17 protein-coding genes are annotated in these 15,098 nt (G+C 73.3%); 13 read left to right on the top strand and 4 right to left on the bottom strand.

The window, feature by feature from the left end; genetic code table 11:
- Positions 1-114: 114 nt before the first annotated feature.
- Both DSM112329_RS07470 and DSM112329_RS07465 read right to left on the bottom strand, forming a co-directional pair.
- A complete protein-coding gene (locus tag DSM112329_RS07470) occupies positions 115-1,377 on the bottom strand; it encodes a helix-turn-helix domain-containing protein (RefSeq protein WP_354701182.1) in 1,263 nt (420 codons plus the stop codon).
- A 30-nt stretch (positions 1,378-1,407) separates the two neighbouring features.
- The gene (locus DSM112329_RS07465) at positions 1,408-2,130 is read right to left on the bottom strand and encodes a carbonic anhydrase (protein WP_354701181.1); all 723 of its coding nucleotides are present in this window, start codon (positions 2,128-2,130) and stop codon (positions 1,408-1,410) included.
- A 149-nt stretch (positions 2,131-2,279) separates the two neighbouring features.
- Here DSM112329_RS07465 and DSM112329_RS07460 point away from each other — a divergent pair, with 149 nt between their 5' ends.
- From DSM112329_RS07460 to DSM112329_RS07435, 6 genes are read left to right on the top strand one after another with little or no spacing between them, the layout of a single operon-like run.
- Entirely contained in the window at positions 2,280-2,717 is a 438-nt protein-coding gene (locus DSM112329_RS07460) for an SRPBCC family protein (RefSeq protein ID WP_354701180.1), read from the top strand.
- A 33-nt stretch (positions 2,718-2,750) separates the two neighbouring features.
- Positions 2,751-3,485, top strand: a complete 735-nt coding sequence (locus DSM112329_RS07455) for a class I SAM-dependent methyltransferase (protein WP_354701179.1) — start codon at positions 2,751-2,753, stop codon at positions 3,483-3,485.
- Positions 3,486-3,497: 12 nt separating this feature from the next.
- On the top strand, positions 3,498-4,139 hold the full coding sequence (locus DSM112329_RS07450) for a TetR/AcrR family transcriptional regulator (protein ID WP_354701178.1): 642 nt from the start codon (positions 3,498-3,500) through the stop codon (positions 4,137-4,139).
- 32 nt (positions 4,140-4,171) lie between these two features.
- Positions 4,172-4,939, top strand: a complete 768-nt coding sequence (locus DSM112329_RS07445; RefSeq protein WP_354701177.1) for a hypothetical protein — start codon at positions 4,172-4,174, stop codon at positions 4,937-4,939.
- On the top strand, positions 4,936-5,595 hold the full coding sequence (locus DSM112329_RS07440) for a cytochrome c oxidase subunit 3 (RefSeq protein ID WP_354701176.1): 660 nt from the start codon (positions 4,936-4,938) through the stop codon (positions 5,593-5,595). Before DSM112329_RS07445 ends, DSM112329_RS07440 begins: the two co-directional genes overlap by 4 nt.
- Positions 5,592-5,867: a cytochrome C oxidase subunit IV family protein gene (locus tag DSM112329_RS07435; protein WP_354701175.1), complete on the top strand. Its 276-nt coding sequence runs from the start codon at positions 5,592-5,594 to the stop codon at positions 5,865-5,867. The genes DSM112329_RS07440 and DSM112329_RS07435 overlap by 4 nt, the downstream gene beginning before the upstream one ends.
- Positions 5,868-5,914: 47 nt before the next feature.
- On the opposite strand, the gene DSM112329_RS07430 is transcribed toward DSM112329_RS07435, so the two are convergent.
- Both DSM112329_RS07430 and DSM112329_RS07425 read right to left on the bottom strand, forming a co-directional pair.
- Positions 5,915-6,796 carry an oxygenase MpaB family protein gene (locus tag DSM112329_RS07430; protein WP_354701174.1) on the bottom strand — a complete coding sequence of 294 codons (882 nt, stop codon included), beginning with the start codon at positions 6,794-6,796 and terminating at the stop codon, positions 5,915-5,917.
- Between the two features lie 99 nt (positions 6,797-6,895).
- Entirely contained in the window at positions 6,896-7,306 is a 411-nt protein-coding gene (locus DSM112329_RS07425; protein ID WP_354701173.1) for a hypothetical protein, read from the bottom strand.
- Between the two features lie 115 nt (positions 7,307-7,421).
- Here DSM112329_RS07425 and DSM112329_RS07420 point away from each other — a divergent pair, with 115 nt between their 5' ends.
- From DSM112329_RS07420 to DSM112329_RS07390, 7 genes are all read left to right on the top strand, one after another.
- Positions 7,422-8,090, top strand: a complete 669-nt coding sequence (locus DSM112329_RS07420) for an FHA domain-containing protein (protein ID WP_354701172.1) — start codon at positions 7,422-7,424, stop codon at positions 8,088-8,090.
- Complete coding sequence (locus DSM112329_RS07415) at positions 8,087-10,039, top strand: serine/threonine-protein kinase (RefSeq protein WP_354701171.1); 1,953 nt, start codon at positions 8,087-8,089, stop codon at positions 10,037-10,039. The genes DSM112329_RS07420 and DSM112329_RS07415 overlap by 4 nt, the downstream gene beginning before the upstream one ends.
- Positions 10,005-11,144, top strand: a complete 1,140-nt coding sequence (locus DSM112329_RS07410; RefSeq protein ID WP_354701170.1) for a hypothetical protein — start codon at positions 10,005-10,007, stop codon at positions 11,142-11,144. Before DSM112329_RS07415 ends, DSM112329_RS07410 begins: the two co-directional genes overlap by 35 nt.
- Positions 11,145-11,202: 58 nt before the next feature.
- Complete coding sequence (locus DSM112329_RS07405) at positions 11,203-13,575, top strand: hypothetical protein (RefSeq protein WP_354701169.1); 2,373 nt, start codon at positions 11,203-11,205, stop codon at positions 13,573-13,575.
- A 124-nt stretch (positions 13,576-13,699) separates the two neighbouring features.
- The gene (locus DSM112329_RS07400) at positions 13,700-14,161 is read left to right on the top strand and encodes a hypothetical protein (protein WP_354701168.1); all 462 of its coding nucleotides are present in this window, start codon (positions 13,700-13,702) and stop codon (positions 14,159-14,161) included.
- An 89-nt stretch (positions 14,162-14,250) separates the two neighbouring features.
- Positions 14,251-14,613, top strand: coding sequence for a metalloregulator ArsR/SmtB family transcription factor (locus DSM112329_RS07395; protein WP_354701167.1), 363 nt, complete (start codon positions 14,251-14,253; stop codon positions 14,611-14,613).
- A complete protein-coding gene (locus DSM112329_RS07390; protein WP_354701166.1) occupies positions 14,594-15,082 on the top strand; it encodes an SRPBCC family protein in 489 nt (162 codons plus the stop codon). The genes DSM112329_RS07395 and DSM112329_RS07390 overlap by 20 nt, the downstream gene beginning before the upstream one ends.
- Positions 15,083-15,098: the final 16 nt, after the last annotated feature.

The following is a 15,098-nucleotide window of genomic DNA, read 5'->3' as shown; positions in this document are numbered from 1 at the left end:
CCACACGTCCCTGCCGCTCAACCCGTGCATCACCTGTTCTCCTCCGGTCGCTCACCCGACCGTACGGTGGCGCCCACCGCAGGCCTACCGCCCGGCGGGAGAAATCACACCCCTTCAGCTGTCGTCAGGCGACAAGAACGGCGCCTCGGCGTCGGGGCGGCTCAACACGCGGTGCACCATGAGCGCGGCTTCCAGCTCGACACGACGGTCGGCCACGCGGCGGCCGAGCAGCTGCTCGGCCTGGCGGACGCGGTAGGTCACGGTCTTCTCGTGGACGCCGAGCTGCCTGGCCGCGCGCACGTGGCTCTCACCGGTGCCGAGGAAGACCAGCACGGTGTCCCGCAGCCGGGTCGCCTGCTTGCCCTCGTCGCCCAGCGGTCCCAGCTCCCGCCGGACGAACGCCCGGGCGCGGTCGGGATCGGCGCTCAGGGTGGCGACCAGGGCGACGTCGGCGTGCCAGGTCACCCCGCTCGCGCTGCGGACGGCGCCCATCCGCAAGGCGTCGGTCGCCTCGCGGTGGCTGACGCGGAAACCGGCCGGGCCGGGGTTGCGGTGGCCGATGCCCACCGCCGGCCCCGGCTCGACGAGTGCGCCGACGGCGTCATCGGTGATCGCCGGCTGCGTCATGGCGATCCACACCACGTGGGCGGCGTCGTGGCTCAGAGCGACCGTCGGCAGCGCCAGCCGGGTCCGGATCCGCGCGGCCAGCGCCGCGGCCGCCTCGCCGGACTCCGGCTCGAAGGCGACCGCGAGGTGCTCGGCCCCGGGTGGGTAGCCGAGCTTGGCCAGGTCGTCGACGCGGTCGCCGGCCAGCGCCCCGCGGACGATCTCAGCGGGCATCCGGTCAAGTCCGCGCTGCTTGCGCAGGCGCGTGTCGCGCCAGTGCGCGGCGGATTCCTCGGCCATGCGGTCCTGGTAGGCGCTGACCTCGGCCATGCTCGCCCTCAGGATCTCGAGCGCGACGAGTGGTTCGTCGCGGCATCGCGTCGTCACGTGCGCGGCCCACGCCTGCCAGAGCTCGGCGATGCCCAGCCGGTAGGTCCGCAGCACCGTGACCAGCCCGTCGTCGTGCTCGGCCTGGCGCTCGTAGAACGCCCTGGCCTCCACCGGCGTCTCGGCCGCGGAGCCCGCGACGCCCTCGGCGAGCATGGCGAGGATCGCGCTCGCGTTCGACCGTGCGGCCCGGTAGACCGTCGGCTGCCACGTCGGATCGTCGGTCTGCACGAGCTCGCCGACCTCGCGCATGACGAACGCCGTCAGATGCTCGGCGATCGCCGAGACGTCCTCCAGGAGCTCGGCCGCCAACGCGCGCATCCGCGCCGCGGCCGGTGCGCTGAGCTCCTGCCGTTCCGCCCGCCAGCCCGGCCGACCATCCACCGGCGCAGCCTCTCACAGATTCGCGACCCGTCAGTCGCCGACGTGGACCAGCCGCACCAGACCGGTGTCGAGGTCGTAGCGCGCGCCCCGCACCGCGAGCTTCTTCGCCTCGACGAGCTCGGTGAGCAGCGCGCTGCGCTCGACGACCGCCGCGGCCGAGCGGCGGACGTTCTCGTCGACGGCGAGCTCGACGCGGTCGCCCTTGCGGCCCTTGACGGCGTCGACGGCCGGGCGGATCGACTCCACGAGCGACGCGATGCCAGGGCTCGGCGCGGGACCACCGGCCGGCGCGTCGATCGCGTCGACCGCGGCGGAGACCGCGCCGCACCGCTCGTGGCCGAGCACGAGCAGCAGCGGGATCGCGTAGTGCTCGATGCCGAACTCGAGGGACCCGATGACGTGGTCGTTGACGACGTTGCCGGCGACGCGGGCGTCGAAGACGTCGCCCATCCCGGTGTCGAACAGCAGCTCAGGGACGACCCGCGAGTCCGCACAGCCGAGGATCGCGATCCACGGCGTCTGGCCCTTGGCCTGCGACAGCCGTCGCTGCGCGGAGCGGTGCGGGCCGCGGGCATGACCACCGGCGAACCGCTTGTTGCCGGCGAGGACGGCGGCGAGCGCGGCCCTGGGCGTGGTCGGCTGGGGGCGCGGAGCGGCCGTCGAGGCGGCGGCGATCTGCGGAAGGACAGCGCCGGTCGCGGCGATCGCCGAGGCGGAGAGGAAGGCGCGGCGGGAGGAAGGAGGAAGGCTCATGGGTGTCAGTGAACCGACACCCCGACGCGGCGGCATGGGGGCGTCCACCCTGAACTTTCGGCGGCGGGTCTCTTGGGGTCCACGGGTAGCCGCCCCGCGCCTGGGTACGCGGGGGACATCCCCCGGCCCCTCCCGAAAAGGATCTCCCGATGACGACCGTGTCCCGGACCTTCGACGTGCGCGTGCCCCCGCAGGTCGTCGTCCCCTACCTCGCCGACTTCTCCCACGCCGAGGAGTGGGACCCCGGGACGGTGAGCTGCGTCCGCGAGGGATCCGGGCCCGTCGCCGTCGGCGCGTCCTGGCACAACACGTCAAAGATCGCCGGGATCAGCACCGAGCTGACCTACACCCTCGAGGAGCTGGGCGACGAGCGGATCGTGCTCGTCGGCCGCAACGACACCGCGACCTCCACCGAGACCATCGAGGTCACTCCCGCCCCGGACGGGTCGACGGTCACCTACACCAACGAGCTGGAGTTCAAGGGTGCGGCCCGGATCGCCGCGCCGCTCGGCAAGGTCGTCTTCGAGAAGCTGGGCAACGACACCGAGAAGCAGCTCACCGAGACGCTGAACGCCCTGACCGGCTGACACCGGCGGGCGTCGCCGCGCGATGATCCCCGGGTGAGCGCCGGGGGCGACAACGACTACGACGCCTTCGCCGCCGCCTACGCGGCGCACAACGAGGCCGGCGTGTGGAACGCGCGCTACGAGCGCCCGGCGATCCTCCGGCTGGCCGGGCCGGTCGACGGGCTGCGCGTCCTGGACGCCGGCTGTGGTGCCGGCGCGCACGCGGCCGCCCTCGTCGCCGGGGGCGCCATGGTCACCGGCCTGGACGCGAGCCGCGGCCTGCTCGCGCTTGCCGCCGAACGCCTGGGTCCGGGCGTCCCGCTCCACCACGTGGACCTGCAGGACGAGCTGCCGTTCGCGGCCGGCGCGTTCGACCTGGTGCTGAGCGCGCTGGTCCTGCACTACCTCGAGGATTGGGCGCCGACCCTTCGCGAGCTGCGCCGTGTCCTGCGCCCGGGCGGCCGCCTCGTCGCCTCCGTCCACCACCCCTTCATGGACCACGCCCTGTCGGGGGCGCCCGACTACTTCGCCACGTACGCCATCGAGGAGCAGTGGGAGGTCGGCGGCCGGCGGGTCCCTATGCGCTTCTGGCACCGTCCGCTGACGGCGATCACCGCGGCGCTGACGGACGCGGGCTTCGCGCTCGAGTCGCTCGAGGAGCCGCAGCCGGAGCCGGTCGTCCGCGAGCTCGACCCGGTCGCCTGGGCGAAGCTGACGACGGCGCCGCGGTTCCTGTTTCTCGCGGCGCGGCGGGCCGTCGACGGTCCCCCGATCCCGTCGACGTCCTAGACTCGCGCCGCAGTGCGCTCGTTCACACGGACCGCGAATCGGGCCGGCGGCAGTCGCCGCGAGGAGATCACGGCGCAGTTGCTCGACGCCGTGGAAGCGCTGCTCGGCGAGGGGCACGCCTACAGCGAGCTGAGCGTCGAGCGCCTGGCGACGGTCGCGGGCCTCTCGCGCTCGAGCTTCTACCGCTACTTCGCGGACAAGGGCGAGCTGCTGCTCGCGCTGGCGGACGACGTGGTGAACGGGCTCAACGAGACCGGCCGGCGCGTCTGGTCGCTGCCGCCCGGGAGCAGCCGGGAGGACCTGCAGGACGCGATCGGCGCGTTGCTCGCCGAGGGCCGCGAGCACCGCATGGTCTTCGGGGCGATCGTCGACGCGCAGTCGTACGACCCGGCGATCCGGGAGCACTACGCAGCGATCGTCGGCGAGGCCATCAGCTACGTGTCGAGCCACATCGAGACCGGTCAGCGCGAGGGCTGGGTCCGTGACGGCATCGAGCCGGAGGCGACCGCCGAGTGGCTGTGCACCATGACCGAGCGCGGCATGAGCGCGGTCGTCGGCGCGGCCCCCGGGAACCGCATCCCGGCCCTCGCCCACTCCCTCGCCGAGATCATCTGGCGGACGCTGTACGACGGCGTGCGGGATCGGACACCTTGACCTGACACATTGCGTGCGACAGAGTGTGCCACGTGTCCTCCCTGTCGCTCGACGTCCGTCCACAGCTGTGGTGCGCCAACTGCGGATTCATCTTCCCGCTGCTGGTCCTCGTGGCGCTCTTCGGGACCGGCGTGCTCCCGCCCCAGTCGCCGAACCACTCCGCCGAGCAGATCGCCGCCTGGTACCAGGAGGACAACACCCTGAAGCTGGCCGGCTTCGCCGGGGCCGCCGCGGCCCTCGCGCTGCTCATCCCGCTCACCGTCGCGATCACGATCCAGATGTTCCGGATCGAGGGCCGGTCGCCCGCGATGTCGCTGCTGCAGTTCGCGGGCGGCACGTTCACGTGGGTCATCACGATCGTCCCGATGATCATCCTGTGCGCGGCCGCCTTCCGGCCGGACCGCGACCCGGAAATCACCCAGACGCTCAGCGACCTCGGGTACATCGGGTTCTTCATGGGCTTCGCGCCATTCGCCGTGCAGGACGTCGCGATCGCCGTCGCCATCCTGCGGGACCGCTCGCCCGTGCCGGTCTTCGCCCGCTGGGTCGCCTGGTTCAACCTCTGGGTCGCCTTCCTGTTCCTGCCCGCCGTCGTGATCCCGTTCTTCAAGGTCGGCCCGTTCACCTACCGCGGACTGCTCGCGTTCTGGATCCCGACGCTCATCTACGGGCTCTGGGCGATGGTCATGGCCTACGTGACCCGCCAGGCCATCCGGCAGCAGGCCGAGGAGGAGGCACGCTTCGATGCCGCCGCAGGCGACGCGCCCGCCGCAGCCGCAGCGGTGCCGGTCGCCGCATGAGGGAGATGCCCGCGTTCCTCGAGCCACGCGGCGGGCCGGTACGGCCGGGCCCGCTGCCGGCCCGTCCCGCGGCCGCGGCGACTGCGTCCGCCTCAGCGTCCCGCGTCCCGGGCGAGGCGGGGATCTGGGTCTTCCTGCTGGGCGACATGACGATGTTCGGCGTGTTCTTCGTCGCCTTCCTGGTGCAGCGCGGCCAGAACCCGGAGCTCTTCGCCGACTCGCGCGAGGCGCTGACCGTCGGCGTCGGCGCGGTCAACACGCTGGTCCTGCTGACCAGCTCGCTGCTGGTCGCGCTCGCCGTTCGCGCACACCGGCTGGGCCGGCGCGCCGACAGCCGCCGGCTCGTCGCGCTGACGGCCCTGTGCGGCGCGGTTTTCGCGGCCGTGAAGGTCGCGGAGTGGGTCACCAAGCTCGACGCGGGCCACCACCCCGGCGACGACCTGTTCTTCACCTACTACTACCTGCTGACCGGCATCCACTTCCTGCACGTGATCATCGGCGCCGGCGTGCTGGCCTACTGGCACCGGCTCCTGCGCCGTCCCGCCGGAGTACCGGAGGGCGAGCGCCGCGCCGTCGAGTGCTGCGCCTCCTACTGGCACATGGTCGACCTGCTGTGGGTCGTCATCTTCCCCGTGCTGTACCTCTCGGCGACATGACCGACCTCTTCCGCGGTCGCGTCACGGTCGTGTGGGCCGGGCTGATGGCGGCCACGGTCGTCTCCTGGGTCCTCGGTGCCTTCCACGGCGTCGAAGGCGGCGCCGTCGAGGCCGCGACCGCGGCGGCGCTCGCGATCGCCTTCGCCAAGGTCCGCTTCGTCGGCCTGGAGTTCATGGAGCTCCGCGGCGCTGCGCGGCCGCTGCGCGTCGCGTTCGAGACCTGGGTCGCGGTCGTCGGCCTCGCGGTCGTCGGCGCGTACCTGCTGGCCTGATCGACCAGCGGCCCGGTCGCGGTCGCCGGGCTGCAGGTCGGCGTAGGTCACACCACCGGTCGACCGTCCCGCAGACGGCGCCGCACGTCCCAGAGGTAGGCGTTCATCGGCAGCTGCCGCAGCGGTGCGGGCGTGTAGCGGTTGACCGTCGCCAGCAGCCGGGTGATGCGGACGAAGCGGCGCTGGTCGGCGGCGGTCCACGGCAGGCCGAGCTCCTCACGGAAGGACGCGGGCAGGAAGCCGAGCGTCATGATCGTGAAGAAGCGGCCGACGGTCGCCTGCAGTGGTTTGGGGTACCCGGCCAGGACGGTCAGGCGCTGCAGGTAGCGGCGCGTGACGTCGTCCATCCGGACCTGCGCGAGGCCCGCCTGCCAGTACTCCTCGAACGCCTCGCGATCCGCGGGCCACATGCCCTCCCGGACCTGGAGGGTCGTCCCGAACCGCTCGGCCCAGCGGTAGCAGGCATCGAGCTCGGCCTCGCTGAGGTCGGGGTAGAGCCACCCCAGCGTGTCCTCGCTGCCGCGCCACAGGCAGGCGGCGACCCACAGCTGCAGGTCGGCGTCGAACGCGTTGTAGGCGACCTCGGAGTCCGGCCCGGAGCGGACCTGGCGGTGCTGCTTGTTGATCTCGTGCCGGAGCCCCCGGCGTTCCGCCTCGGTGCCGTGCGTGGCGATCACGAGGAACTGCATCGTCGTCCGCAGCCGCTTGACGGGGTGCTTGTCGACGCGGCCGCTGTCGACGGTGCTCTCGGCGACGCCGCGGCCGACGGGCAGGCGCGCGAGCTGCATGATCACGTTGGCGTTCCCCAGCGCCAGCGGCCCCAGGGCGTCGAGCGCGAGCCGCATCCCCCGCGGCGGGACCGGACGGGCCTCGGGGGCACGGTCGGCCTGGGGGCCGGCGTCAGGCAGCACGGGGACCGGGGAAGGCATCTCCCCATGGTCGCGCGAACCGCCCTCGCGACGGTGTGCCCCCGGCCCCCTCTTCGGCCCGTCCGGTGGGGCCGGTCCCACCCGCGTCCTGGACCGCCCTCAGGGGTAGCGCTGCTCGATGGCAGCGAGGAACGCCGCCGCCAGCGCCGTGAAGCCGGCCTCGTCGATGGTGACCACGTCCCCCGGCTCGAGGCCCAGGACCGACGTCGCGGGCTTCATCCGGATCGCCTTGTCGGCGGCGAAGGTGCCGTCGCCGTCGACCAGCGACCGGCAGAGCAGCCGCACCTCGTTGAGCGCGTTGCCGTCCTTGCCCTCCTGGCCCCGCGCCCGGTGGAGGAACATCTGGTCAAGCGCGAGGACCATGTGCGCGAAGAACTGCGGCGCGAACACGGCGACCGCCGCATCGTCGGCGCACGCGGCCACGAGGTCGCGATAGGCGGCGAGCTGTCCGTCGATCCGCGCGCGGCAGCGGTCGACGTGGTCCTGGGGGTAGCTGCTGACGGAGAGCATGGGGCCTTCCTGAGGTCGTGGTGACGGGATTCTCCCTGGCAGGACGAACGGGAGCGGCCCGAATCGACACGGTCGCCGGTGGCGGTCGCGACTGCGATCACGTTTACTGCGACGAGTGGGTTTCCCCGCACACTCGCTCACCCCCTCCGAGCACGCGGCGCTGCTGGCGACCGAACGCGAAGGTGGGCCGTTCCTGGCCTACCGGGACGACCACGCCGACCTGCGTCTGATGCCGCTCGGGGCGACGGACCGGGTCCGGATCGGCCGTACCGCAGACAACGACGTCGTCCTGGCCGGCAACAGCGAGGTCTCACGGGCCCACGCCCAGCTCGAGGCGGCCGGCGCCGGCTGGATGGTCGTGGACGACGGCATGTCCCGCAACGGGACCTTCGTCAACGGCGAGCGGGTCATGCGCCACCGGCGCCTGGAGGACCGCGACGTGATCCGGATCGGCGGCACGTCGATCCTGTTCCGCTCCCCGGCGGTCGTGGACGACGAGAGCACCGCGCTTGCGAGGGCGATGCCGGCCGCACGCCTGACGGACGCCGAGCGACGGGTCCTCGTCGCGCTGTGCCGCCCGCTGCTGGAGCCCGGCCCGGGCGCCGCGGCCGCCAGCAACCAGGAAATCGCGGACGCCCTGTTCCTGTCGCTTCCCGGCGTCAAGAGCCACGTGCGGTCGCTGTTCGCCAAGCTCGGGGTGGACGACCTGCCGCAGAACCGCAAGCGCGCCGAGCTGGCGCGGCGGGCGCTCGAGCTCGGCATCGTCTCGGCGAGGGACCTGTGACCGTCGGCGCCGGGACGCTCGTCGGCCCGTACCGCCTCGAGCGCCTGCTGGGTCGCGGCGGCATGGCGGTCGTCTACGAGGCGACGCACGAGTCCATCGGGCGGACGGTCGCGCTGAAGCTCGTCTCCTCGGACCTCTCGGACCCGCAGTTCCTCGAGCGTTTCCGCGAGGAGGGGCGAATGCAGGCCGCGCTCGACCATCCGCACGCCGTCACCGTCTACGAAGCGGGCACGTCGGAGCACGGCCCGTACCTCGCGATGCGGCTCGTGCGCGGGACGACGCTGGCCGGCCTGATCGACGACGGCGCGCTGAGCGCGGACCGGACCCTGGATCTGCTGCAGCAGGTGGCCGAGGCGCTCGACGCCGCCCATGCGGCCGGCGTCGTGCACCGGGACGTCAAGCCCCGCAACATCCTGGTGGGGGACGAGGACCACGCGTTCCTGGCCGACTTCGGGCTGACCCGGCGGACCGACACGCAGGGCGTGACCGTCACCGGGCACTTCATGGGCACGCTCGCCTACGTGGCACCCGAGGTCGTCCTAGGCGAGGTCGCCGGCCCCGCCGCGGACCGCTACGCGCTCGCCGCGGTCCTGTTCGAGTGCCTGACGGGCACCGGCGTCTTCCCGCGGTCGACCCACGCGGCCGTGCTGTTCGCCCACACCAACGAGCCGCCGCCGCGCGTGAGCGGCCGCCGCGACGGCGTTCCGCCGGGGCTCGACGACGTGCTGATCGCCGGCCTGGCCAAGGACCCGGCGCAGCGTCCGGCGACCGCCGTCGCATTGATCGCCGCGGCGCGCGCTGCGCTCGCCGGCCACGCGCTCGGGCCACCGGCTCCCCGCGTGCTGCCGCTGCTGGACGACGCGACGACGAGCGGGCAGACGGCGCAGCCGGCCGCGGCCGCTACGTCCGGAGCACGGTCCGGCGTCACGCCCGGCCGAGCTCCCGAGGCGGTACGTCCCGCCCCGTCCGGAGGTCGCGGGCCACGCCGCGCGGCCGTCGTGGCGGCGGCGGTGCTGGTGGGTGCGGCGCTCGGCGGCGGGGCGGTGGCGGCGCTGGACGGGGACGACACCACGCCCGCCGCCCGCGACCCGTTGCCGGCCGCCCCGGCTCCCCTTGCCGGCACCGAGCGGCTCGGCAGCGCGCTCGCGGCGACGGGCCCGGGCCGCACCGTCGACTGCCAGGGACGGCCCGTCCGGGCGCGCGCCTCGACCTGCACGGTCTTCCAGGACAGCCTGGCGACCGCGACCGTCGTCGTCCCGCGCGGCGGCGTGGTGCGCCGGTGGAGCGTGCGGTCGGCCAGCGGCGAGCTCGCCCTGACCGTGCTGCGCCGCCGCGACGAGGGCTACTTCCAGGTCTCCCGCTCGCGCAACGAGTTCGTCGGCAACGACGGGCTGCACAGCTTCGCGGCCGACCTCGCCGTCGACCGCGGCGACCGGCTGGGCCTCGTGGTCGTGGAGGGCTCCGGCGTCGGGCTCCGGGCGTCGCCCGGCGGGACCACCGGCCGGTGGTCGCCACCGCTCGCCGGCGCGATTCGGCCCCAGCAGGACGGCCCGGCCGGAGAGCTGCTCCTGCAGGTCGACTACCAGCCCGGGGGCAAGCGCCGGCTGCCGGTCAAGCTACGCGGCGCCTCTGCGGGTGACGCTCCCGCCGGGCAGACCCTCGCGACCCGCCGCGCGCGCTTCGGCAACGGCCGGCCCGTCGAGTTCCGGGTCGCGCTCGTCGACGGTCGCGGGGTCCTCGACCTGGTCCGCGGCGGGCGGCGGATCGTGCGCATCGGCGTGCCCGACATGGTCGCGCCGATCGACCCCGGCGTCCGGCTCGACGTCGCCGTCGTGACGGGGGAGCCCGAGCACGTGGGCATCGACGTCGAGTTCACGCGGCCGGGCAGCGACCGGCTCCTGCATCACTACTTCGATGCCCTCGGACGAGACGTCTACGCCACCGACTGAGCTCGTCGCCGGCTTCCGGATCGAACGGGCGCTGGGCGAGTCCGTCTGGGAGGCCTGGCAGCCCGAGCTCGGCCGGCGCGTGGCGCTGCGGCGCCTGCCGCCCGGCGCACGGTTCGACGGGCTGCGCTGGCCGGAGCGTGACGGCATCGTCGAGCTGTACGCGGTCGTCGACGATCCCGGCGGCACCTACGTCGCGACGCAGTACGTCGAGGGCGCGCACACGTTTGCCGAGCGGCGAGCCGCCGGCGCGCGCCCCCGCGAGCTGCGGCGGGTGGTCGCAGCGGCCGAGGCCACGCTGATGGGGGCCGTGCACGGCGACCTCACGGAGCACGATGTCCTCATCACCCCCGGCGGTCGCGTGCTGCTGACGGGGTTCGGCCGCGCCGGCGCCGGCGCCGGGGCCGGGACCGGGACCGGCGCCGAGGCCGACCGGGCGGCGCTCGACCGGCTCGGCCCGCGCCGCCGGCCGCGCACCGTCCGGTGGAGCGCGGTCGGCGCGGTCGTTGCGGCGGCCGGGGCGGCAGCCGTCCTGACGATCGGCGGCAACGACGACGACGGCGGCAACCCGGCCGCTCCGATGCAGGCCGCGTCCGCCCCGGCGCCGGCGGTCGCGGCCGGGGCGACGGCCGTCGGCAGCGAGCTGGCTCCGGGGGCGCTGCGCACGGTCGACTGCGAGGGCGGCCGGCCGAGCGGGAGCTCCGAGCCCTGCACGATCATGCAGTCCGCCTCGCCCGGCCGGCCCCTGGTCGCGCCGGTCAGCGGACTCGTCCGGTCCTGGTCCGTCCGCGGCGCGCGGGGCCGCCTCTCCCTCCAGGTCCTCCAGCCGGCGGGCGACGGCTTCGTCGCGTACAACGGCTCGCCGATCGTCACGGTCGCCACAGCGGACGCGGTCCGCACGTTCGCCACGAGCATGTCTGTGCCCCGGGGGGCGCGGTTCGCCCTCGAGGTGGCGCCGGGGGGCGCGGTCGGCCTCCGGCGCGCGGCCCGCGGCGCGGTGACCGCCCGCTTCTTCGGGCCGCTGCGCGGCGAGGCGCGGGTCGCGGACGACTCCCGCGGCCGGGGCGAGGAGCTGCTGCTGCGGGTGGACGTCGTGCCGCGCGGATAGCAGCGTTCATCCCTAGTGCTGCTGTCGCCGGCGTGCGGACGCCGACAGAATGCGGCGCATGCGCTCGCTCCTCGGCATCCTCGTCGCCTGCGCCCTGCTGCTCGCCGCCTGCGGCAGCAGCGCGGGCGCCCCGGCCGCGTCGGCGGCGCAGACGCGCGCCGCGGAAACCCGCGCGGTCACCGGGGGCGGGCATCCGCGCCTGCTGATCCGCAAGCAGGACGTCCCGCGCCTGCGTTCCTGGGCGAAGGCGTCGAACCCGATGTGGTCGAAGGGCATCGTGCCCCTCGCGCGGCGGGCGACGCTCGACATGGACAGGCGACGCGTCCCGAACAAGGACGCGGGCGGCTACTCCTACGAGCAGTATCCGACCGAGCTCTACTCGGAGCTCTTCGCGTTCCTGTCCGTGGTACACCCGAGCGCGAAGTCGCGGGCCGGCTACGGGCGGCGCGCCCGCAAGCTGATGATGTCCCTCGTCGTGAAGGCGCTCCCGGGCGCGAAGACGGACGCGCCGTTCCGGGACCCGATGTTCTCGGTCGGCGATCGCTCGCGGTACTTCGGCGAGTCGTTCGGCCTGACCGTCGACTGGGCCTACCAGTACTTCACGAAGGCCGACAGGAAGAAGATCCGCACGCTGTACCTGCGCTGGGCCAAGGAGCAGTACAAGGGCTACCCGCTCACCCAGATCTCGGGCGCGAAGCCCACCCCGTTCGGGCCGCTGAACAACCCGGCGCTCCTGGCCGACCGCCACAACGTCCGCTACTCGCTGAACAACTACTACCTCGGCCACGCCCGCAACCTCGGGCTGATGGCGATGGCGCTGGACCCGAAGGACGATCCGCGCGGCCTGCTGCGGTCGCAGATCAAGCGGGTCAGCGGCAGCTGGCTGTACCTCATGGACCACGCGCTGCGCACCGAGTTCCCCGGCGGCCTCTCCCCCGAGGGCTTCGAGTACGGGCCGGACGCGACCGGCCGCCTGGCCCAGCTGCTCGTCGCGATGCGGACGGCCGGCCCGAGCGGCGACCAGAGCCCCGTCACCAAGATCGCCGGGAACCCGTACTGGACGAACTCGGTCCCCGCCTACCTGAGCTCGCTCCCGCCGGTGCCGATCCCGTCCACCCCCGACCGGCCCGACCTCGGCCAGGTCTGGCAGGCGGCGTCGTACGGGGACGAGGAGCAGTACTGGGCCCTCGATCCGATCACGCTCTACGGTCCCCTGGGCCTCGAGGCGGCCGAGCGCGGCGACACCGCCACCCTCAACGCGACGCGCTGGATCGCCACGAACGTCCCGCCGGGCGGCAAGGCCGCGCTGCACGACCGGGTCGGGAACACCGACCAGTTCTTCGGGTCGATCCTGTACTTCCTGCTGTTCGACCCGGCCGCACCCGAGGCCACCGACCCGCGGCCGGGGCTGGACAAGCGCTGGTTCGCCCCGACGCTGAACCGGACGCTCGCCCGGACCTGCTGGTGCGACGAGGGCCGCCTCTTCAGTCACAAGCTGTCGTTCAACGAGATCGACCACCAGACGGCCGACGGGAACACGTTCGCGCTGTTCCGCAAGGGCGAGTGGCTCACCAAGCCCCGCACGGGCTACGAGAGCTACCTGACCGACTTCACCAACAGCGTCACGATCGAGAACGACAAGCCCTTCCACGCCGACGGCGAGTACGAGCGCGAGATCTGGAAGAACGGGGACCAGTGGATCCTCACGGCCGGTGAGCCGACGCTCGTCGCGCGGTCCTTCGGGCAGGGGTTCGTCGCCCTCACCGGCGACGCCACGAACCTCTACAACTCGAAGAACGAGGAGGTCGCGGACGTCGCCCACGCGAGCCGCTCGGTTGTCTGGCTCGAGCCCGACCACGTGATCACCTACGACCGGGTGACCTCGAAGACTGCCGGCCGGTTCAAGCGCTACTGGCTGCAGTTCCCGACCGCGCCGTCGATCGACGGCCGCCAGGCCCGCGTCACTACCCCGCAGGGCCAGCAGGTGTTCGTCAGCACGCTGCTGCCGGAGGACGCCGTCCTGTCCGGCTCCAGGAACCCGCCCGAGCTCGGCGCTCCTGCGGTCGGCGAGCCGATGAAGTTCCGCCTGAAGGTGGAGGCGCCCGGCGGCCCGCAGGACGTCCGCTTCCTGAACGTCGTCCAGGGCGCGGACGGCGGTGCATCGGCGGATCCAGTGCTTCGGGTGACGTCGAGCGCCGGGGCCTCCTACGACGGCGCGGTCGTCGGCGGGACGGCCGTCCTGTTCCCGGTCGCGATGACCGGCGGCGGCACGACGACCGTGGCCCTCCCGGATGGCGTCCGGCGGATCCTGGTCACGGGCCTGACCCCGGGCGGCGCGTACACCGCGCAGTACGACGGCGCGACCCTCACGGTGACGGACGGCGGGGCGCAGGCGGCCGACGAGGGCGGCGTGCTCGTCGTCACGCCGTAGGGCCGATACGGACCGGCGGTCGCCTTTTGCCCGCGCCCGAAGTGCGACAGACTGTGCCTCATGCCTGCCCCGGTCAGCCACCAGAACGTCCGCCTCAGCGCGGGCCGCCACCACGACCCGCGTCATGGTGCGTGCACGGTGGAGCTCGCGTCGATGCTGGCCCGCGAGCGGTTCCAGCGATCGGCCGCGGGCGGTCTGCCCGGTTCTCGCCGCGTTCGTCCGTGGGTACAACGACGCGCTGCCGCCGGAGCTGCTCAGCGACCTGCGGATCGTGGCCGGCGCCCTGGTCGACACCCGCTCGGGCTGCGACCTGCTCCGCGCCCACCGCGCGCAGCAGCTGCTCGCCTGGCCGCGGCAGCTGCGCTTCTACTACACCCGACCGCGGACCACCGGACCGGGCTTCTGGCACGTCGCCAACGCCGGGCGACGGGCCGCCTACCTGGCCACCCGCGACCGGGACATCCACCGGCAGACCGTTGCGCTGCTCGAGCGCCTGGCCGTGACCGGCCGGACGGGCGAACGGGGGACGGCGTCGCCGGTGGTCCTGGACGCGCGGATCGCGCCGGAGACGATGCTCGTCGCCTGAGCGCAGCCAGGGGCTCTGATCAGGCCGCGCACGGTTGTTGAATAACTCCGCCTTGATATATGCCTATAACGGCATATATTATGTGCGGCATGGCTCGCGCGGCAACCACGACCGATGCGTTCAACGCAGTGGCGGAGCCTCGCCGCCGCGAGATCCTGGACGCCCTCGCCGGTGGCGAGCAGTCGGTCACCGAGCTCGTGGCCGCGCTCGGGCTGCCGCAGCCGCAGGTGTCCAAGCACCTGCGGGTCCTGCGGGACGTCGGCGTCGTCGACGTCCGCGACGAGGGCCGCCGGCGTCTGTACCGGATCAACGGCCCGGCCCTGAAGCCCATCTTCGACTGGGTGCAGGGCTACGAGGACCTGTGGTCCGCTCGTTTCAACGCGCTCGATGACGTGCTGGAAGACCTCAAGGACAACGAAAAGGAGCAGGGAGATGACGAAGGTGACAACTGACCGGCCGACGACCGTGACCGCACAGGGCGACCGGGAGATCCTGATCACCCGCGAGTTCGCCGCGCCGCCCGAGCTTGTCTTCAGGGCGTGGACGACCCCGGAGCTGGTCGAGCGCTGGTGGGGCGCGCGCCGCGGGGCGGTCACGCTGGTGGAGATCGACCTCCGGGTCGGCGGGGCCTGGCGCTTCGTGATGACGGCCGAGGGCGGGTTCGAGGTCGGGTTCCACGGCGAGTACCGGGAGATCGTCCCCGGTGAGCGCCTGGTCTCGACGGAGGTCTACGAAGGGATGCCCGACGGTGAGGCGGTCAACACGATGGACCTCACGCCGACGGCCGCGGGCACGATGATGACCGTCCTGGTCGAGCACTCCTGCCGGGAGCACCGTGACGGGCACCTCGCGTCCGGCATGGAGGACGGCATTCGTGATGCGTTCGAGTTGCTCGACGACGCGGCACAGTCCCTCGCCTAGGCCAAAGCGCCCGGCC

Source organism: Paraconexibacter sp. AEG42_29 (assembly GCF_040581415.1).
Taxonomy (GTDB): domain Bacteria; phylum Actinomycetota; class Thermoleophilia; order Solirubrobacterales; family Solirubrobacteraceae; genus Paraconexibacter.
Note: the sequence above shows the minus strand (reverse complement) of the source record. Positions and strands in the feature narration are given on the sequence as shown.